Below are 21504 nucleotides of genomic sequence, written 5' to 3' on the forward strand. Positions count from 1 at the left end.
TGGATTAAGATTGTCTGATCAGATAACTCATATAATGAAGTAGCCGACGCCCGTCCAATATTCCACTTAATCTCCACAATTGGATTTCTTTAAAATTTCCTGAATTCTGATCATATAAGAAAAGAGTGTACACAAAATGATAAAGATGGCAATCGGTTGGATTTTCACTAGTATATCAAGTATCGTATTTGCATTTGTCTTAATAGAAGTGACAGCTGAAGTGAAAGAGGTTAAGACTTTATCCGAGCTTATAGATGAACAAGTCGACTTGCAAGACATACAGTTATCTTCTAACAGCTATATGTATGACCAACATGGAGATCTAATTTCAGAGCTTTACATCGATCATAATCGGCGATACCTACATTATGATGAAATACCTGTCCAACTGATCGATGCTTTTATTGCTACAGAAGACCAACGCTTCTTTGAGCATAAAGGCTATGATGCGATTGCAATGGTTAGAGCGCTTTTGGCTAACGTTCGCCAAGAGGGTATTGAAGAAGGTGCAAGTACAATGACTCAACAGCTTGCTCGAAACCTTTTTCTAACACATGAACAAACGTATAATCGCAAAATGACGGAAATCCTCTATTCACACGAATTAGAAAAACATTTTACAAAAGAAGAAATTATTGAGCTTTATGTGAACTCAATTTATTTCAGTAATGGCGTATATGGAATTGAAGCGGCTAGCTATTTTTATTTTAATAAGCCGAGTAAGCAATTAACATTAGCCGAAACAGCCTTCTTAAGTGCGATCCCGAACAATCCAAGTCATTATGATCCACTACAGCACTTTGATCGGACATTACTTCGCCAAGAATGGATTTTGCAAAAAATGCTTGAGGTTCACTATATTTCAACGGAAGAGTACGAACAAGCACGTAATGAGCATCTTACAATAAATCAACGACAACGAATTGATGAATTTCCTGATTACGTGACTTATATTCATCACGAACTAACAGAACTTATTGCACAATCAGAAGGATACTCATTGAGAATAGAGCAAGCAGAATCAGATGACACACGTCAAGAAATTGAACGTGACCTGCAAAACCATGTTCAACAGCTACTTGAAAGCGGTATTCATATCGAAACTGCCCTTGAACCGTATAGACAGAACAGTATTACAAAGGCTATACAACGGTATTTACCTGAAGATGATATACAAGCTGCCGTCGCAATGATCGACCACCATAATCATGAGATCGTCGCGATAAGCGGAGGCAAAGGCTATAACAAGTTTGATTTTCATCGCGGGTATCAAGATTTCCGTCAGCCAGGCTCTGCGATTAAGCCCATTCTTGTCTATGGACCTTTTATTGAAGAAACAGGTGCATCTATTTCAACTCAAATTGATGCATCGAACATATGTATTAACGACTATTGTCCAAATAATTATGGAGATCAGGAATATGGTCATGTCCCAATATTGACAGCATTTAAACACTCCTATAACACACCAGCTGTACGTCTGCTACACCAAATTGGCATTCAACATGCATTTACGTATTTAGAACCTTTTTCGTTTTCAAGAGTCGTATCAGATGACTATGTTCCAGGTGCTGCTTTAGGAGGCTTAACATATGGAGTCTCTCCACTAGAGCTCACACAGGCCTACACAACATTTGCAACGGATGGAGCTTTTACACAGTCATATGGCATTCGAGCTGTAAAAGATCAAGAGGGGACGATTTTGTATAGTTGGGAACAAGAGTCTGAACAAGTATGGAGTTCTTCAACCAATCAAAAAATGCGCTCACTTCTAGATGAAGTCATTACAAGTGGTACTGGGAGACAGGCCAATATTACTGCATCCTACCGTGGTGGGAAGACAGGTACAACTGATGAATATCGTAATTTATGGTTTGTTGGTTTAACCGACCAATACACAGCAGGAGTATGGATTGGTAACGATGATAACCAATCCATAGAAAGAGTCAACAACCGTTCACCTCACCTAGACATTTGGAGAGAAAGTATTAAATAAGACCAATAAATGAAAGAGAGTCTCCTCCCTTAACTAGAAAAAGGTGGAAACTCTCTTTTAAATGTGTATGAGTATCAAGTATCTACTTGTAATAAGTGAAGATTTCACTCCACCCAATTAAATCGGCAAACTTGCCATAAAGCTATTATACAAGCGTACTAAAGCGTACAAGACCGAAATAACAAATGCTCCCCAAAAGAAAACTTGAAAGAAAATAAATCCGACAAGACCAGCAAAGGATAAAACATCACTTACTTTATAAATGAGAAAAACAAAATAAATAAAATTAGCGAGTAAAAAGAGAGCAAGAATGAAAATAAGTTGGTTGGCAACAAATAATGAGATGATACTTCCAATTAAATAAATCCATGCACCTGCCCTCGCTTTGGACAGCTCTGTCCCTTCTTCGTCTTTTGAAAAAAAGAGCATCGATAACTCAATTGTCGTATCTGCTATTAGCTTCAATGCAGAAAATACCATAAAGAAAAATAACATTAATAAAAATAATAAAGTCAATTTAATTCCATTCTCTGAAATGAACTCTAGCATACCGCTATAGACTCCCATATTTACAAGCTCAGTCAAAATAAGCCCTTGAACATAGATAGCTAACGCTAGACTAAAGAGTACAATTGATATTAAAGGGAAATGACTAGTAATATAACGATTGGTCATGAACGTTTCTCCATTTCTTCATATTCATTAAGTGTGTCTTGATTGTGAATTTAGACTTCTGATATTTCATTCTTCGTCAAGTTGATTTATAATGAAAAGGATCATGTCGCAAGGAGGCTATGATTTATGGGAACTATTCTTATCCTTGGAGTATGTGTAGTATTCTTTGTTGCCCTCTTTACAGCTGGCTATGAAGATAATCCTCACAAGAACTAATGAATGAAAAAATCGATCAGACTCGCATAAGAGCTGGTCGATTTTTTTGTATCCTTATGTTAAATGAGGAAAACCTTGTTGACGAATGGCTTCATAAATAACAATAGCTGCAGTATTGGACAAGTTTAACGATCGGATATGATCGGTCTGAGGAATCCGAAGGCAGCGTTCAACATTACGGTTGATGATTTCATCAGGAATTCCTGTTGTTTCACGTCCAAATACAAAAAAGTGATCCTTATTTACATCTGAATAATCAAACTCACTATAATTCTTTTCACCAACTGTTTCAATAAAATAAAATTCTCCATCATCATAACTTGCAAAGAGCTCGTCCAATGAATCATAGTAACGAATGCTCACACTTGGCCAATAATCACACCCTGCACGCTTTAACATTTTATCATCAGTTGAAAACCCTAACGGACGAATTAAGTGTAGCGTTGTATTCGTTCCTGCACACGTTCGAGCAATATTGCCAGTGTTTGCTGGTATTTCTGGCTGATACAATACAATATGAAGCCCCACGCGCTCCACTCCAATCTTTGTATATCATGGTCTCTTAAACGAATTTATTATATCATAAGACTCCTTTAACCGCCGAATTTTATTTTATCGAAACTACAATTAAAGGGTATTCAAACCGTTTAAATCCAGGCTAGAATACCCTCACAATCCTCATATCTTTATATGAAAGAACTTATATTGAATTTGTGGTGTCCAAGCTGTTGAATCTTCATATTTCCAGTAACGCATTCGACTATTAGTCGTTTGCGCATTAACAAGCGGCTCTCCATTAGCATCTTTTGCTACAACGATCGTTGTATGCTGCCAACTGCCATTCCCATTAAAATCATAGCAAATGACATCCCCTGGCTCTAACAGCTCAGCACGTGCTCGTTCTTCCCCTCTAAGCCCTGAATTCGCTCCGCTTAAATACCAACGCATCGCATTTGCTACTGACCAGCTATAGCTCCATGTACGTCCATTATACCACCACCCCTTTGATCGATTTGAAAATCCTCTCATTTCGGCACCACCTGCACGTAAGCATTGTGATATAAAGTTTGTGCAATTATTTTCAAATTTCTCATATTGAGGATTGTAGTCATTCCACCATCTTTCGGCATACTGTACTGCTTTTCGCCGATCATAAGTAGCTCTTTGAATGCTCTCTTCACTTTCTTCATGACTAAATTCAACATGTGCTGTTTCATCATTTTCCGATAATTTCCCTTCGAAACCAATTTGGTGATCCGATTGACATGTTTCCCTTAAAAATGTGGCCCTCCTTACACACTCTCTTTCTTCTACATAAAATTCATCCTTCAATTTAATGAGAAATTCTTCATGTTGAACATAATCAACAATTTGCTGATCATCAAATTGATTAGAACGAAGCACATCACCTTCAACAAGAGTACGGACAATAGTCGCTCCACGTTGACGATGCATACTTAACACATTTTCAACTTGTTGATCCGTTTTTTCAATATTTGAAACATAGGCATGACTCCGATTCTTAATACGTTGATGCAAATTCAATATGATCCTTTCATCCATCTGATTACACCCCTTTCCTTTTTACACTATGCGTGAAATCCAGAATCCATTAATCAGAACAACTTTAGAATGAATACTCTTCATTGATTAGAAACAAAAAGAAGCCACAAAGGCCAATAACCTCTACGACTTCTAACCTTGTTATTAAGCTTTATATTCTATGATTAAGAGGATATTTTTTGAATTGCTCCTTCTAAGGATAACAATCGTTCCTTTTTGTCTAATCCCCCACCATATCCAACCATATTCCCATTACTACCAATTACTCGATGACAAGGTATAACGATTGGTATAGGGTTTTGATTGTTAGCACCACCAATCGCGCGAACGGCTCTTGGCGCTCCTATTCTTTCGGCAATTTCCTTGTAAGAAACCGTTTCTCCATATCTAATTTGTGTTAACGCACTCCAAACCTTTTTCTGGAATGGTGTACCACATAAATCTAGCGGAACATCAAAGTGGTCTCTTTCACCAGCAAAGTATTCTTCTAATTGTGCACAATATAGACGAAGAGTTTCAGAACAATGAATGATATCTCCACAACGACTTTGTTTCTTCAGCCATGCCTTTAAACTTGCTTGACTTGTCGATATTTCTCCAAAATACAAACGACAAAGGCCTTTTTCTGTTGCTACGATTGTCAGTGGTCCTAGCGGGCTATCCAACTCATCAACATAATGTGTGAATAGACTTGACATGTATGAACCCTTCCTTCCTATTGTCCATCTTTTCCTAACATTACCTTAATCATCGCTAAAATGCATGATTACAAACTCTTATTTTCAATGATATTAAGACCTTTTTCTATCTCTTCTAGTACTTTTTCCTCAAATTTGGTCTTTTTCAACTCATTTAACAGCTTTTTCTCCTGATAGCTCCCAATAACTCCGATTGCCCAGGCCGCCGTCCCGCGAATAACAGGACGAGGATCATTTTTAACTAAATCCGTCAAGACCGGTAACGACCTTTCGTCTTTAAAATGAGCTAACGCAATAATCGCATTACGCTGAATAGGCTTCTTTCCACGCCAGGACCCAGACACATGACCAAACTTCGCCTTAAAGCTTCTATTACTCATTGTCAATAGTGGAATGAGCTTCGGTTTCGCTATTTCAGGGTCTGGCTCCATCTCAGAATGAATATGAACATCTTTTCCTTTATTTACTGGACAAACTTGCTGACACGTATCACATCCATATAATCGATTCCCTAATTTCTTTCGGTATTGATCTGGTAAGAAATCTTTTGTTTGCGTCAAATAAGCAATGCACTTCTGTGAATTCAATTGACCGCCTTGTACAAGCGCACCAGTCGGACATGCATCTATACATTTTGTACAGGATCCACATTGGTCTGTTAAAGGGACATCTGGCTCTATAGACAATGTTGTAATTAAATCACCTAAGTACACATAGCTACCGAACTCCGGTGTAATGATTGCACAGTTCTTTCCACTCCAACCAATACCCGCGCGCTCTGCCACAGCCCGGTCAGATAATTCACCCGTATCAACCATTGAAACAGTCCTAGCTTCAGGAGCTCTTTCTCTAATAAATTGCTCTAGCTTCTGCAATCGTTCTCGAAGAATATGATGGTAATCTTTTCCCCATGATGCCCGACAAAAAATCCCTCGACGTTCTTCCTTCGTATTCTTAGGCGGGTTTTTCATTCTTGAAGGATACGCTAGCGCAATGGAAATAATTGTTTTTGCATGAGGCAAGAGCCGTTCAGGTGTCACACGCTTATCAATATCTGGTTCTTCAAAGCCAGACTGATAGCCTAACTTCTGCTGTGTAAGTAAACGATCCTTTAATTGCAAAAACGGATTAGCAGAAGCGAAGCCAATTTTATCAATACCTATTGATTTACTATATGCAATGATTTCATCTTTTAGTTGGGCGAGTGTCACGATCTACCCACCTTTCTCTTACTTTTTTACGTTTATGCTACAATAGAACAAACACATATATCACTTTAGCACATAGCCGTTACTTGATTTTATAGCTTTAAAGAAGCTTGTACATAGGCTTAGTATCTATTATTATAGGAGGTCAAGAAATGATCCATACGAACATCGATCCATCTCTTAAGGCAATTGTACCAAACTTTAAAATAGGATGTATTCAATATCATCATATCGAAATTCAAGAATCTCCTCAAATGTTAAAAGGACGATTACGTTTTTTTCAAGAAACAATTCAAGTAGAATTAGCAACTAAACGTATAACCGATGTTGCTGGCATCGCTGACTGGAGAAGTACGTTTAAATCCCTTCGTATCGACCCTAATCGGTATCGTCCATCAAACGAAGCACTTTTTCGTCGCATAAAAAAAGGGAGCGCACTTCCATTTATTCACTCAGCTGTCGATCTAAATACATTTTTCTCGTTGCAATACGAAATTCCGATTGGGATTTATGACCTTTCAACAATTGACACCGATCTTACCATACGAATCGGTCAAAGTGGAGAAGCATATGTTGGAATTAACGGACGAGAAAATCAGCTCGAAGGAAAATTAATTAGTGCTGACACCATTGGTCCGTTTGGAGGACCAGTTGTTGACTCTGATCGGACAAAGGTAACTGAACATACGACCGACGCTTTACATATTTTTTACCTTCGACCTTCAATGGATATGGCCGAAGCAAAACAGCTAATAGAAGCTGCAGCAAAGATGTTTACACATGTTCACGGAGGTGAAAGCTCTCACCTTATTCACCATGTAGATGGAACGAAGGAAAGTTGGTAAACCACTCTTAGTACGTATAATTAGCTGATTTTTATAAATGATGTTTAGGCTTGGTCAAAGATGGGTAATAGTAATATATAGCAAATGATTAGGAGTGGTTATAAGATGGAAGCAAAATTACATGATGTATTAAATAAGCAAATTGCCAATTGGAGCGTTTTATTCGTTAAACTACACAATTACCATTGGTACGTAAAAGGGCATCAGTTCTTTACTCTACATGATAAGTTTGAAGAGCTATACAACGAATCTGCGACTCATATCGATGAGTTGGCTGAGCGTCTATTAGCTATAGGTGGAGAACCGATTGCGACAATGAAAGAATATTTAGCAGAATCCTCCATCGAAGAAGCCAAATCAACAGAGACTGCTGAAGAAATGGTCCAGTCAATCTCTAAGGACTTCACAACGATGATCGGTGAACTACGAGAGGGGATGGCTATCTCCGAGGAAGCGGATGATGAAACAACAGGAGACATGCTTCTTGCCATTCATTCGAGTCTTGAGAAACACGCTTGGATGCTTCAAGCATTCCTAGGTAAATCTGTCTAGCGAAAAAACGAATGAGAGCTTTATCAAAGTCTCATTCCTTTCAAACATAGACACAACGCCTTTGAGAAGAGACTCTCAAAGGCGTTTTTATGACCATCCTCTCAAATCACAATAAGCCTGTCAACCGTCTCTTTATCCTAAGACTTTATGACAGGCTTTTCCTTCTTTTAAAAATAGAAATCATTGCAAAGTGTTCTTATTGACCCTCAGGACTAAAGGATCGCTTCGAAAATTCATCATCTAACATGAAGAAGGCATTACTATCATTATCAATTCGCTTAAGCTTCTGAATAATGCTATCAAACATATCCTCTTCTTCTACTTGCTCCTCAATAAACCATTTTAAAAAGGAGATTGTCGCATGCTCTCTTCGATCTAATGCCAAATCAGAAAGATAATAAATTTTCTTTGTGACATCCTTTTCTTGTGCTAGGGCTTGTTCAAATGCATCTTTTACAGACGAAAACGAGTTATTAGGTTTTGGTAATGATTGAATCGTTGCTCGTTCTCCTAATGCATTGATGAAATTGTAAAACTTCATTGCATGGAAACGTTCTTCCTCAGCTTGCACTAAGAAAAAGTTAGCGAACCCATCAAGGCTTTCACTTGTGCAATAAGCAGCCATTGCCATATAAGCATGTGCTGCATAAAATTCATAATTCATTTGATCATTTAAAGCTTTTGTCAATTGGTCATCTAACATGACTAATCATCCTTTCTTTCTGCTATCTACTCCATTATACTATACCCTTGGATAACTGTGGAAAAACCTTAAACACTTAATTAACTGATATTTCTAAATCAGCAATCCGCTTTTCTACGTATTTCTGATCTTTTTTAGCATGAAATATATCCGCCCGTTCGACTATGACAGATGAATTATATTCTGGAATCTTGGCGTGTTTCTCATATACCCCTTTTGGGAGAAGTACATTTCCTTCTGGCCAATAGACAGCAATATTTCCATTTGCCACGTCTTCAAATTTCGCTCTACCTTGAAGCTGTCCATAATGATTAAATACGACAACCGACACGCCTTCATCAATTGCCAGTTTGCGAGCATCCTCTTCATTTAGAAATATATCGTAACGTTCTCCATCATTAAATGGATCAACCTCACTATAAATCATCGAGTTAAATTGCTTCCCTCGACGAGTTGTTACGAAGAACTGACCTTCTGTTCGGCGGTTTTCAGGCAAATCAATGGCAAAGAGCTGTCCCTTCCCATCTTCAGTCGGACAAACACCACCCTCACAGAGCCATGCCCCTCCCCACTGAAACAGATCTCCTTTTTCAGTAAGGTGTTGAATTCCATCATAGTTTGGATTCGCTTGAGCAATCTCGGCACGTATGTCAGCCGCGGTTTCAAATTGAATCAATTTCTTTTGATCAGGCTTCACACGTCCTGCTAAATCAATATAAATTTCCCACTCTGATCGAGCTTCCTCTATGCGAGGGCCTCTTATCTCTGGACTAAAATAAACCATCCGCTCCGTACTAGTCGAGGTGCCGCCCCCCGGCTGTTCATATCGGGTCATTGCTGGTAAAATAATCACTTCTTCTTTTGCATCAACTAATGTAGATGTATTCAATATAATATCTTGATGAACACGTAGCTCTATCTTTTCTAATGATTGTTGCATAAAATCCGGATCTGGCATCGTTTCTAGGAAATTTCCGCCACTCGTATAAAACAGCTTCAGCTTACGTTCGTGCTCTTCGCGTAAATGAGTATTTTCTAAAGATTGACCGACCGTATCTCCTTGCCAATCCATAATTGGAAATCCCCAAAGCTTCTCCATTCTTTCCTTGTTTCGCGGATCAAAATCACCACCTGGTAAAACAAAAGGATCAGCTCCCATTTCACCAGATCCTTGAACACCACTATGGCCACGAATCGGCATAACACCACAATGCTCCCTCCCTAAAAAGCCACGTAACATCGCCAAATTGGCAACTTGTGATATATTATCTGTCGCAAAACGATGCTGCGTCAACCCCATACTCCATATAAATACTCCTGACTTCGAGTTAGCTAATAGTTGAGCAAACTCTTCGATTCGCTCTCTTGAAAGACCTGATGAACGTTCGATTTCGTCCCAAGTAAGTGTACGGACATGTACTTCCACTTGTTCAAACCCTTTCGTATGCTGCTTAACAAACGAATGATCGATCGCCGATCCCCTTTCTTGTTCCTCCATTTCAAACCAATGCTTCATTACACCATTCATAAACGCAATATCTCCACCAATATTCACTTGATACACATCATCAACCATTTTCGTCCCGAATAATGCACTTTCAGCAATCGATGGAATCCAATATTTCTCCATGGACGGCTCACGATAAGGGTTAATCATAATTATTTTCGTTCCTGCTTTCTTTGCAGCATACATATATTTCGTTGAGACTGGCTGGTTGTTTGCTGCGACGCTCCCCCAGAAAATAAGGACATCCGTCCCAATCCAATCTTTATACGAACAACTTGCTGCACCAATTCCTAATGAACGCTTTAAAGCCGTTTTACTTGGTGAATGGCAAATTCTTGATGCATTATCAATATTATTCGTTCCAAGGAATCTAGCAACCTTCGCTGCAGTATAATAGACTTCATTTGTAATCCCACGTGCTGTTAAATAAAATGCCATCTGTTTCGGGTCAATCTCTTGCATTTTTTCTGCAATGCGATTCAATGCTTCATCCCATGTTAGTCTTGTAAACTTCCTCTCCCCTGGTTTGCGTGAAAGCGGATATGGAATACGACCTAGTTTCCTCAATTGGCTACTATCCATCTTGCGTAATTGTTCAACATCCTCAAACCATTTATCCTCAATAGCTGGTGCTGTATTTAATCGCAGCACATTCAACCGCGTCGTACAAAGGTGAGGACCTTTTAACGTCTGATCATAAAGTCCAGAAACACCAAGAGCACAACCATCACATACACCTTCTGTTATTATACGATAAGCATAACGGGCATTATCGCGATTTTCCCAAGCAACCTTCATCGTATCGCGAATATGCTTCGGCTTCACCTTTCCAATCCCCATCGGAGTCATTCCTGCCCATAACGAAGGCTGAGGTTTTTTATTTAGTTTCATTGGTCCTGTATGTTTTGTTTTTCCCATTAAGAGCAACTCCTCTTCTTCTCAATACAAACTCTCTCTTTCACAAACTACTATATTCATTATAAAATAACGTATGAGCCTTGTATGCAATTTCATAATAAAAGTGAGGGTACTACGTTGAATAATGATCTTAATCATCAACATGCCGTTATCAAATATCAGCATGGAGCGTTTCAATCGACTACTGATGCGATTGTAGAGGAAGCTCCATTAACCATTTACATTAACCAAGAAGAATTCGCTACGTTATTGTGTAGTCCCACCTATTTAAAAGAATTAATGATCGGTTTTTTAGCTTCGGAGGGCATCATCATCGCCAAGAAGGAAGTTGAATCTATGCATATTGACGACCATAAAGGTGCTGCCTATGTCACATTAGTAAACAAAAAAGTAAACATGATGCAAACAACGAAGCGAGTATTTGGTTCATGCTGTGGAAAAAGCCGACAATTTTACTTTCAAAACGACATGAAGACGGCCAAAACGGCGATGTCCACACTACGCATTACACCGGATCAATGTATAGCATTAATGGAAACACTCCAACAGCAAAGTGAAATTTTTCAGAAAACAGGTGGTGTCCACAACGCAGCTCTAGCGACACCCGATCACATTCTTTTACAAAGAAGTGATATCGGCAGACACAACGCACTTGATAAGCTCTATGGTCATGCACTTATTCAACAGCAATCCCTTGCGAACCAAGTTCTCGTTTTCAGTGGCAGGATTTCATCTGAAATTCTATTAAAAGCTGCCAAAATGCGGATTAGCATCCTCTTATCAAAATCCGCACCGACAACACTAGCGATTGAGCTAGCAAAAGACTTAAATATGACAATCGTCGGATTTATACGTGAGCAATCATTTAATGTGTATTCGCATCCAGAGCGTATAATTAAACGGTCCAACTAATTTTACTCTCTGTGATACGAGTGAAGCGATTGCTAGTCAAAAGAAAATCACCATCCATCTGAAAAAATATGATGAATGGTGATTTGAAATCTTTTACAATGAGAAATATGAAAAAGATTGCATCTTGGTAAAAAAGAATCGCAAGCGGACGGTTTTGAAATGAGTTTAATATATATTTTAGGCTCACGATGAAACAACTTAATATGAATTTTGACTTGCAACTCCTGCTATCCACCTATATAAGACATCTCAATTTTCTTGCGCTTTTTCACTGACTCTTCTGTTCTTAGTTCAGAATAGCGGTCGAATCGTTTATTCCAAATCCCTTTCACAGTTGTCAAAATTTCTTGATCAGTAGCATCTGAGCGAAGTGACTCTACTAATGTGTGCCCCTCCTCCGCAAATAGACACGTATACAATTTCCCATCTGCCGAGATTCTCGCTCTTGTACAATTCCCACAAAATGTATCACTAACAGAAGAAATAAAACCTACTTCCACATTCGTTCCTTTGTAACGATATTTCGAGGCAACCTCCCCTAAATAATCCTTACCCACAGTCTCTAATTCACCTAAAATTGATACTTGTTCCATTAATTCCTTTTTCGTGACTACCTCGGCAAAGTTCCAGCCATTTGTCTGACCGACATCCATAAACTCAATGAACCGAAGCGTAATATGCTGATCCTTAAAGTAGGAAGCCATGTTTAGTACTTCACAATCATTGACACCCTTTTTAACAACCATATTAATTTTCACATCTAAACCTGCTTTAACTGCTGCATCAATTCCCCTTAATACAGCCTTCGGTTTGACATTTTTTCCATTCATCTTTTGGAAAGTTGATTCCGTTATCGCATCCAAACTTACATTCACTCGTTTCAATCCAGCTTCCTTTAGCCTTTTCGCTTCCTTAACGAGAAATACTCCATTTGTCGTTAAAGCAATATCCTCAATTCCGTCTATGGCAGCTAAACGCCGAATGAGTAAGTAAGCATCCTTCCTCATTAAAGGCTCTCCACCTGTTAGACGTAGCTTTTTCACACCTAGCTTCGTAAATAATCGAACAACCCTCTCAATCTCTGAAAAAGATAGTAGCTTGTCTTCTGGTAGAAAGGCATAGTCTTCTCCAAAAATTTCAGCAGGCATACAATAAGAACAACGAAAGTTACATCTATCAATGATCGAGATTCGTAAATCTTGTAACGGACGCTCATATTGATCGTATACATGTTCGAATGTCATTGAGCTTCCTCCTTAACGTCAATCCTATATCTTGTACTATATGCTATTTTAACACATCTAGCTTGTTCATGTGATAAACCACAAAAAGGAAGGACACCAAAAAAGTTGAAAACAAAATTTTTCCAGTGTCCTTAAAAAGCGAACTCATTCAATATCCTCATTAAGAAATGCTTGCTATCATTACTCTAATATGGATCAGATGGATGACTCAACTCTTCAGCTTGCTGAACGGCTTCATCTGTTTTAGTCGTTCCAATTGGACCACTCGAATTCATATTATCATTCATTTGAGCAATCCCTTCCTTCACTCGACGTCCATATTCAGGATCTGCCTTCGTAAAGTTTTCAATCATTTGCTGCTGAATGCGCTCATCACAGGTTGATAAATTGTTGACTAAATTTTTTATTAATTCATCTCTTTCAAAATCAGTAAATCGTCGATACGTTTCTCCAGCCTGAGCAAAATCATTTGTTCGATCAATCGACTGTCTCTTTACGTTCCCTTCAACATATGGCGTATGTTCAACACCTGGATTTTCCGCTTCATCTAAGCCTCCTAACGTAGACGGCTCATAGTTCACATGAGGATTCTGATGTTCTCCTCGATCAACATGATATTCCATTTGGCCACCGCGTTGATTCGTCGCCACACGCTTCTTCGGGGCATTGATTGGTAACTGTAAATAATTCGCACCTACACGATACCGTTGAGTGTCAGAATATGAAAACGTTCTCCCTTGTAATAGCTTGTCATCAGAAAAGTCTAGACCATCTACAAGGACTCCTGTTCCAAATGCAACTTGCTCTACTTCATTATAATAATCCTCTGGGTTACGATCTAACACCATTCTTCCTACTGGCTGCCATGGGACATCCTCCTTATACCATAACTTTGTTGGGTCAAGTGGATCGTAATCAAGCTGATGATTTTCACCATCAGGCAGCACTTGCACAAACATCTCCCATTCAGGATAATCTCCATTTTCAATCGAATCATATAAATCTAATGTAGCATGATTGAAGTTTTTAGCTTGGAGTTCCTCCGCCTCTTCTTGTGTTAAATTACGAATACCTTGCTTCGGTTCCCAGTGATATTTCACTAAAAAACCCTCTCCCTCGCTGTTTACCCATTTGTATGTGTTCACACCTGATCCTTGCATCATCCGATAATTAGCCGGAATACCCCAAGGAGAAAAGAGAAATGTCACCATATGTGTCGCTTCAGGTGAATTGCTGACAAAGTCGAAAATTCGCTCACTGTCCTGAACATTTGTAACTGGATCAGGCTTAAATGCATGAACAAGATCAGGAAATTTAAGTGGATCACGAATAAAGAAGATTTTTAAATTATTCCCTACTAAATCCCAATTACCATCCTCTGTATAAAATTTTATCGCAAACCCACGAGGATCGCGTAACGTTTCCGGAGAATGCCCACCATGAATAACAGTTGAAAAACGAACAAATACCGGAGTCCGTTTACCTTTTTCTTGGAACAGCTTAGCTCTCGTATAGTTTGAAATCGGCTCTTCACCAAACGTACCATATGCTTCAAAATAACCATGAGCACCCGCTCCTCTTGCATGAACAACTCGTTCAGGAATTCTCTCACGATCGAAATGACTAATCTTCTCAAGAAAATCATAATTTTCTAACGTTGTCGGTCCACGATTTCCTACCGTTCGAACATGCTGATTATTTGTGACTGGATGACCTTGACGATTCGTTAACTCATCTTCACTTTCATTTCCCATAACATTTTCTTCATTCACCATAATCTACCTCCTTTAAAATTCCTTTTCAATTTACCCATAAAGGTGAGAGATTATGTATAGCATACAAAAACCTAGCTACAGACTCATTAAGTCTACTAGCTAGGTTAAGAAATTACTTATTCTGCATCAACCGGTTTAGCATAAACGATATATCGATCTGGTGCCGATCCTACAAAACCAAATGGATAACAAGTCGACAATGTTAATATTTCATCAGGTGCTGTTGAACGAATCACCGTTCGATCATCAGCATCAACGATTTCATCTTCATACATCACGTACGTAAATTCACCATACGGCATCTTTACAATGAATTCATCGCCCATTTCTAAATCACCAAACCCACGAAAAACCGTATCACGGTGACCAGAAAGGAGGATTTGGTCTCCTTGACCTGGAAGTACGGTCGTTGTATAGTGACCTACTCCGCGATCAAGTTCGTCCTCATCTGTACCAGAAACAATTGGAAGCTCCTTATCGAATCGTGGGATATATAAAATTCCTATCACATCCCCTTGATTAATATCCATATCTTCAGCTGAAGTCGGCTTACCTCCTTCACTATTAGAATTTGTTTTCGTAATAAGCTCATTAGCTTGGGCAATCGATTCATTTTGCTTCGCATGATTATCATAAATGTTATAGCCACTATAAAATACGAGAGCAAGTCCAACGATAATAATGATATTCGCAATAATTTTCATTTACTACATCAACTCCTTTATCTCATTTTGAGCGTTTCCAAACAGAAATTAAACCTGTAAAGCCAATTAACCCTCCAATAAACCAGCCAATTGTCGCGCCAGTCTCACTGTACATACTGCCGATAATAAGCCCGAGAAATGGTATCGTAATTGCATATGTAAAGGATAAAATAATTTTATGTGTTTTACTTTTTGCATAGCTTGATTTTTTTACATCCGTTTGAGGCTTCGACTTATGCTTTTGTTGATAAGCGTGCTCTGATTCTTTCTTCGCCTGCTGCCAGTCACTCTTGAATCGTTCTTTACTCCAAAATCCCATGTTGTCTCATCCTTTCACTTATAGAATACCAAATAAACGATCGTTTTGGCTATTCTTATTCGAATGTGACAACAGTTTATGCAGATTCTAAATATTCTCAATTTTGATTATAACTGAAACATAGGAAAAAGCAATCTTTTTAGTAAGCGCTCTATTTATTATTTTCTCTATAGAAAAGAAGCCAGCCTTTTAGCTAGCTTCTCCCTCTCTTACTTATTCACCTTCAAATGCTTCGACACGACTCTTAACAACTTCTGTAAAGAACGCTTCATACCCTTCAACATCAAGCTCATTCACTCGTGCAACATAATCTTCCCAAATACCATCAAACTCTGATGGATCTGATAGCACTAAACGTGGGAAAAAATCACGCTGAATATCTTCTAAACGCTGTTCGAATATTTCAGGATCCGAACCTTGTTCAATATTAGCACTCCACGTTGGATACCACGGACGATCCTGTGGCTCAGCAAAGATTTGTGTAAATGTTTCTAATCCGTACGCATCTAAGAATTCACGGTCAACCTCATTGTACGTTTCTTGGACAACAGCAGGCTGTCGGCGAGGCTCCCAAGCATTCCCATCTGAGAATACACCGCCTCCACGTGGCCAGTACCACTCAAAGTAGGCAAATCCGAACTCTTGTCTCCAATCTTCATCTTCAGTCATCGTAATTTGTTCTGGTGTGCGATAGTACATACCATCTTCATCGACTTCATATGTTTCTCCTTCAATTCCCCACATAACAAGCTTTTGCGTCTCTTCCTTAGCAATGTGGTTAAAGAATTCCATAATACGCTCAGGATTATCCGCGCTTGTCGTAATACCTACACCGCGGTTCGTAACAAATGCTGGTGGATCAAGGTACTGATCAGTAATATCTTCATCAAATACAATCGGAAGACCCATGTACTCTTTATAATGGTCACCATCTTGTCTATGAACATTCATAGCTACATTTGCTTGCCATCCATAATCAAAGAATCCTAATAGTCGACCAGAAGAAATTTTCGCTAAATATTCATCATAGTTCGCAACAAATGCTTCTCGATCAAATAACCCTTTTGCATTAATTTCATTTAATTTCTCAAGGTAACGTCTTGTTTCTTCTTTATCAGCGTAAATTTCCGCTTCATGCGTGTCCATATCCACCCATACGCCACCATCATTTGGAAAACCAGCTAAATGGTTAGGCACATTGGATAATGCAAAGAATCTCCAATCATACGTCAAAGCTGTATATCCAATTGTTGAAGCACCGTCAATTTCAGGGTACTTTTCAACATAAGCTTCAATTAAATCAAAATACTCGTCTAACGTCGTAATTTCAGGATAATCAAACTCACGTAAAACTTCACGTTGAATCCAAAATGCTCCTTGATCTTGGTTAGCTGGAGGGATAAATCCTTGGTCCGCTCCCATCGGGATATAATAAATATTCCCATCTTCATGAGTCATCGCATCAAGGTACGGCTCATAAAGCGCTTTCAAGTCAGGTGCATATTCATCAATTAAGTCATTTAATGGGATAAATGCTTCAGCATCTAATAGAGCATCAATTGCTTCATTTGGCTCAATAACATCTGGATATTGACCCGATGCAACCATCGTACCAATACGCGTGTTAAGATCACCAGTAATATACTCCATGTCAACAGTAGTGTTCAATTCCTCTTCAAACATAGCTCCAATTGTTGTTTCTCTTGAATTAACATTCGGAAGTGTCGTTGAACCATTGAAATACGAAAATGTAAATGGTTCATTGTCCGCCGTTGCTTCCTCTTCACTACTAGAATCGTCGTTTGTATCACTTGACTCATCACCTGACGTATCGTCACCTGAACAAGCGACTAACGCTAACATTAGCGCCAACGCTAGACATAAGAAAAAGTTTTTCTTACTAATAAACATACTGCAATTCCCCCTTTTTTGAAATTGCTTACCTTTTCTGTAAGCCCTTTCATTGTATATTTAATGACTTAGTTCAGTCACTCTACAAACTAAAGATTAAACCTTAAAAATTATATTTTCTATCTTAGAGATGTTAACTTTACCATGTCTAAACAAGTGAAACAATATAAATAAAGACACCATTAGTAAATAAAAAACTAGAATCTACTTGCGACTCTAACAAGGAAACGTTTTATGCATTGGCTAAATAACAAATACTATCTTGATTCAGATATGTTTTTTTAAAACAACAAAAAAACCCATATGCAAGGATTCCATTCGTTCCTTGCATACGGGATGAATGAATAAAAGAGAATTCATAACTATTTGATGGAACCAAGCATTCCCGCTACAAAATGTCGTTGCATCAAAAAGAAAATAATCGCTGTAGGTAGGGTTGCTATGACAATCGCAGTCATGATTAAACCATAATCAGGTGAATAGCTCGAACCTAATGTTGAAATGAGTAATGGAATCGTTTGTTGTTCCTGAGACTGCAATACAACTAACGGCCATAGGTAGTTATTCCAGCTATTCATAAACGTAATAATGGCTGCAGCTGCATACGTTGCTTTCATCGTTGGCATGTAAATCCGAAAAAAGATTCCAATCTCTGAAACACCATCAATTCGAGCAGCTTCCAATATATCTTTTGGAAAGAACTTTGTATTTTGTCTAAATAGAAAAATAAGAAAGGCTGTAGTAATGGTCGGAAGAGCTGCTGCTGCCAGTGTATCAATGCCAATGGCAGGAATAATATGTGAAATCGTTCCAAACAAACGAAACAACGGAACCATTAACGCGGCAAAAGGAATCATCATTGATAACAATAAAATCGAAAAAACAATATCCTTTGCTCGACTTCGATAAATTTCAAATCCATAACCTGCTAATGAACCTATCAATAAAGCTAGTACGGTTGTCCCAACAGCAATGAGTGTCGAATTCCAAAGAGCTTGCACAATATCAACAGTTGCAAATAAATGACGGATATTTTCAATTAAATGTGTTCCCGGTAATAATCGACCACCCGTCACATCTACAGATCGATTCGTTGAACTAATAACCATCCAAAGAAACGGAAGGATTGAAATAAGGGATGCCACTGACAAAAATAAATATGTGAAAATTCGTTTAACGTTACGCATTTTTATCACCTGCTACTTTAAACTGAATAATGGAGAAGAACACAACCATCACAACGATCGCATACGAAACAGTTGCCGCATAGCCAAAGTCAGGCGTGTATTTGAATGAAATGTTATAAATATATTGCGAAATAGTAATTGTCGCATTACCTGGTCCACCACCCGTTATATTCATAACCTCATCAAATAATTGTAATGTTCCAATTGTCGACATAATCGATGTAAATAAAATAATTGGTTTTAACATTGGCACCGTAATTCGGAAGAATTGGGTAAATGCCGATGCTCCATCGATTCGTGCCGCTTCATAAATAGCTGGGTCAATATTTTGTAGCGCAGACAAATAAAAGATCATGTTGTACCCTGTCCATCTCCACGTAATCGCAATAATAATTGTTACTTTCGCCCAAAACGAATTCGTAAGCCATTGAATCGGCTCTGAGATTAATGAAAAATTTAAAAGCATCACGTTAATGAATCCATCTGCACCAAACATATACTTAAACACAACAGAATAAGCAACTAAAGATGTGACACAAGGAAGAAAGATCGCAATTCGAAAGAATCCTCTCCCTTTTAACGTTCGATCATTGAGTAGCACGGAAAAAAATAACGCAAGAATGAGCATGACTGGTACTTGAATAAGAAAGTAAAGGATCGTATTCTGTACGGCTGTTATAAAAACAGGATCTGAAAACAATCTCGTATAATTAGCAAACCCAATAAATTCTAAGTTATTCCCAGATCCTGATTGAAAGGATAAGATGAACGCTCGTAGCATTGGATAAAAATAAAAAAGCCCGATCATGAAAACAGATAAAATAATAAAAGACCATCCAATCATCGATTTTTTCATACGTAACCGAGTTAATGGTCGCTTCGGCTTAAGCTGAGTTCGTTTGTTTTCTTGCTTGGCAGGCAACACTTTCTCCACCCCTCTCTTAATTTAAGAAAAAAAGCGTTAGATGAAGTGAATGTCCTAAAGGGTATACTTTCACCTTTTAGGACATCCACACTCTTCTTTGTTTAATTTAATGAGGCTTCGGCTTGTGCTTGTGCATCTGCTAGCGCATCATCTAAATCCTTCCCATTTAAATAGTTTTGCATTTCAACGACTAGAATGTCATCAATCGCATACGTATGCATCCCATAGTTAATTTGCGGAATATCCTCTGCCCATTCTGAAAAAGTCGCAATAATCCTTTGACCTTGAAAGTAATCATCTTCTAATTGATACGCCTCTCCTTCAGCCGCAGGCGAATATGTCCCGATTGCACCAATTTCAGTAACTAAATCTTGGTAAAAGTCAACATTCGAACCAAACGTTTGTGTTAAGAAATCAACGGCATCCTCTTTTCCATCAATATCAATCACATACCATGACGATCCCCCTAAGTTTGAGGCATTTACTGCTCCATCAACACCGCTTAGTCTTGGTTGTTCCACGACCTTCCATAAGCCGGCTTGAGAATCTTCTGCCCTGATTGAAGGACTAATCCAATTTCCTGTTTGTACAGTTGCAACGTCTCCACTATTGAACCCTTGTAAAAACTGACTCCAGTCTGAGTGAAAGCCCATAATATCCGCTTCAACCATTTTTTTATACACTTCAAAGGACGCTTTCAAGGCTTCATTATTCGCTAAATTTGGTGTAACTCCATCGTCTTCCATATACCATGCCCCTGCCGATTGAATCATCGTACGAATAAGACCTAAATCACTAGGGTCAGTGGTAATCATTTTCTTGCCTGTCGCTTCATACACATCCTTACCTATCTCGATATATTCTTCCCAATCAATAATTGATAAATCATCTGCTGTATAGCCTGCTTCCTCTAAATAGTCGGTTCGAACGAATAAACCCGTTACACCGGTATCAAATGGAAGACCATAATTCTCTCCTTCAAAGCTTGTCGGTGCTAATTTATAAGGGGCGAAGTCATCTGCGTTAAACGCTCCCGTAATTGGGTAAAATGAATCCGGATACGCATTTAAAAAGCTTTGAGCACGATAATCCTCAATTAAAACAATATTAGGTAAGCCTCTTGTTGTACCGGAGCTCAAGCTCGTATTTAACCTTTGTACAATATCATCCTGAGCATTTTCGATGACCTCAAACTCAACATCTGGATTGATCGCTTGATAATGCTCTTGAGCGATTTCAAGTGCTTTAATATTAAAGTTCACATCCCAAGCCCATACCGTAACCTTTCCTTCTCCAATAGCCTCTTCTGTTACATCATCTGAATTTGATCCGTTCTCTGTAGATGACTCTTCAGTAGAGTCAGAGCAAGCCACTAACGCGAAAAGAGCTACCATTAAGATTGCCATGAACCATTTTTTCATTTTAAATCCCCCTGTCTTTTATTTGTAAGCGCTTACTTATATAAAAAGTTTACCATTTTACTTATTTATACTGTTAGGAAGATTTCTAGATATATTTGCACTTTTTATCGTTTTCATATAACGTCAGCTTGTATTTTCTTTGGAAATTAGGAGATTTCTTTGTTAATCCTTTTGGAGCATATCCACACTTAAAAAGACACTGAAAAAAATGTAAAAGTTCTTATT

Annotated in this window: 19 protein-coding genes; 4 read left to right on the forward strand and 15 right to left on the reverse strand. The window is 38.4% G+C overall.

The features are described 5' to 3' along the window. Positions 1-136 precede the first annotated feature (136 nt). Positions 137-1996 carry a transglycosylase domain-containing protein gene (locus MW695_RS03450; protein ID WP_247103399.1) on the forward strand — a complete coding sequence of 620 codons (1860 nt, stop codon included), beginning with the start codon at positions 137-139 and terminating at the stop codon, positions 1994-1996. A gap of 117 nt (positions 1997-2113) precedes the next feature. Here the strand turns inward: MW695_RS03450 and MW695_RS03455 are convergent, their stop codons facing one another. From MW695_RS03455 to queG, 5 genes are all read right to left on the reverse strand, one after another. Continuing rightward, positions 2114-2671, reverse strand: a complete 558-nt coding sequence (locus MW695_RS03455) for a DUF5366 family protein (protein ID WP_247103401.1) — start codon at positions 2669-2671, stop codon at positions 2114-2116. Between the two features lie 270 nt (positions 2672-2941). Then, positions 2942-3415 (reverse strand): tRNA (uridine(34)/cytosine(34)/5-carboxymethylaminomethyluridine(34)-2'-O)-methyltransferase TrmL, encoded by a 474-nt coding sequence (gene trmL, locus MW695_RS03460; protein ID WP_247103407.1) that lies wholly within the window; start codon positions 3413-3415, stop codon positions 2942-2944. A gap of 150 nt (positions 3416-3565) precedes the next feature. Beyond that, positions 3566-4450 (reverse strand): amidase domain-containing protein, encoded by an 885-nt coding sequence (locus tag MW695_RS03465; RefSeq protein WP_247103410.1) that lies wholly within the window; start codon positions 4448-4450, stop codon positions 3566-3568. A gap of 164 nt (positions 4451-4614) precedes the next feature. Beyond that, positions 4615-5148, reverse strand: a complete 534-nt coding sequence (locus MW695_RS03470) for a methylated-DNA--[protein]-cysteine S-methyltransferase (protein WP_247103411.1) — start codon at positions 5146-5148, stop codon at positions 4615-4617. Between the two features lie 68 nt (positions 5149-5216). Continuing rightward, the gene (gene queG / locus MW695_RS03475; RefSeq protein ID WP_247103412.1) at positions 5217-6359 is read right to left on the reverse strand and encodes a tRNA epoxyqueuosine(34) reductase QueG; all 1143 of its coding nucleotides are present in this window, start codon (positions 6357-6359) and stop codon (positions 5217-5219) included. Between the two features lie 149 nt (positions 6360-6508). On the opposite strand from queG, the gene MW695_RS03480 reads away from it, so the two are divergent. Together MW695_RS03480 and MW695_RS03485 are read left to right on the forward strand one after the other, a co-directional pair. Next, the gene (locus MW695_RS03480; RefSeq protein ID WP_247103413.1) at positions 6509-7201 is read left to right on the forward strand and encodes a B3/B4 domain-containing protein; all 693 of its coding nucleotides are present in this window, start codon (positions 6509-6511) and stop codon (positions 7199-7201) included. A 105-nt stretch (positions 7202-7306) separates the two neighbouring features. Further along, entirely contained in the window at positions 7307-7753 is a 447-nt protein-coding gene (locus tag MW695_RS03485; RefSeq protein WP_247103415.1) for a Dps family protein, read from the forward strand. Positions 7754-7949: 196 nt separating this feature from the next. On the opposite strand, the gene MW695_RS03490 is transcribed toward MW695_RS03485, so the two are convergent. Then, entirely contained in the window at positions 7950-8456 is a 507-nt protein-coding gene (locus MW695_RS03490; RefSeq protein ID WP_247103417.1) for a ferritin, read from the reverse strand. A 76-nt stretch (positions 8457-8532) separates the two neighbouring features. After that, complete coding sequence (locus tag MW695_RS03495) at positions 8533-10881, reverse strand: FdhF/YdeP family oxidoreductase (RefSeq protein ID WP_247103418.1); 2349 nt, start codon at positions 10879-10881, stop codon at positions 8533-8535. 117 nt (positions 10882-10998) lie between these two features. Between MW695_RS03495 and fdhD the strand changes: the two genes are divergently transcribed. Continuing rightward, positions 10999-11793 carry a formate dehydrogenase accessory sulfurtransferase FdhD gene (fdhD, locus tag MW695_RS03500; RefSeq protein WP_247103421.1) on the forward strand — a complete coding sequence of 265 codons (795 nt, stop codon included), beginning with the start codon at positions 10999-11001 and terminating at the stop codon, positions 11791-11793. Between the two features lie 227 nt (positions 11794-12020). Here fdhD and moaA read toward each other — a convergent pair whose 3' ends face one another. From moaA to MW695_RS03540, 8 genes are all read right to left on the reverse strand, one after another. Then, entirely contained in the window at positions 12021-13037 is a 1017-nt protein-coding gene (gene moaA, locus MW695_RS03505) for a GTP 3',8-cyclase MoaA (protein ID WP_247103423.1), read from the reverse strand. A gap of 185 nt (positions 13038-13222) precedes the next feature. After that, the gene (katX, locus tag MW695_RS03510) at positions 13223-14812 is read right to left on the reverse strand and encodes a catalase KatX (RefSeq protein ID WP_247103429.1); all 1590 of its coding nucleotides are present in this window, start codon (positions 14810-14812) and stop codon (positions 13223-13225) included. A gap of 116 nt (positions 14813-14928) precedes the next feature. Beyond that, positions 14929-15516 (reverse strand): class D sortase, encoded by a 588-nt coding sequence (locus MW695_RS03515; protein ID WP_247103431.1) that lies wholly within the window; start codon positions 15514-15516, stop codon positions 14929-14931. 22 nt (positions 15517-15538) lie between these two features. Beyond that, the gene (locus tag MW695_RS03520) at positions 15539-15835 is read right to left on the reverse strand and encodes a hypothetical protein (protein ID WP_247103432.1); all 297 of its coding nucleotides are present in this window, start codon (positions 15833-15835) and stop codon (positions 15539-15541) included. A gap of 213 nt (positions 15836-16048) precedes the next feature. After that, entirely contained in the window at positions 16049-17746 is a 1698-nt protein-coding gene (locus tag MW695_RS03525; protein ID WP_247103434.1) for an ABC transporter substrate-binding protein, read from the reverse strand. A 362-nt stretch (positions 17747-18108) separates the two neighbouring features. Beyond that, the gene (locus MW695_RS03530; RefSeq protein WP_247103436.1) at positions 18109-18933 is read right to left on the reverse strand and encodes a carbohydrate ABC transporter permease; all 825 of its coding nucleotides are present in this window, start codon (positions 18931-18933) and stop codon (positions 18109-18111) included. After that, on the reverse strand, positions 18926-19789 hold the full coding sequence (locus MW695_RS03535; RefSeq protein ID WP_247103729.1) for a carbohydrate ABC transporter permease: 864 nt from the start codon (positions 19787-19789) through the stop codon (positions 18926-18928). The genes MW695_RS03530 and MW695_RS03535 overlap by 8 nt, the downstream gene beginning before the upstream one ends. 170 nt (positions 19790-19959) lie before the next feature. Beyond that, on the reverse strand, positions 19960-21279 hold the full coding sequence (locus MW695_RS03540; protein WP_247103438.1) for an ABC transporter substrate-binding protein: 1320 nt from the start codon (positions 21277-21279) through the stop codon (positions 19960-19962). Positions 21280-21504: the final 225 nt, after the last annotated feature.

This window comes from Halalkalibacter sp. APA_J-10(15) (genome assembly GCF_023017105.1).
Classification (GTDB): domain Bacteria; phylum Bacillota; class Bacilli; order Bacillales; family Bacillaceae_D; genus Halalkalibacter.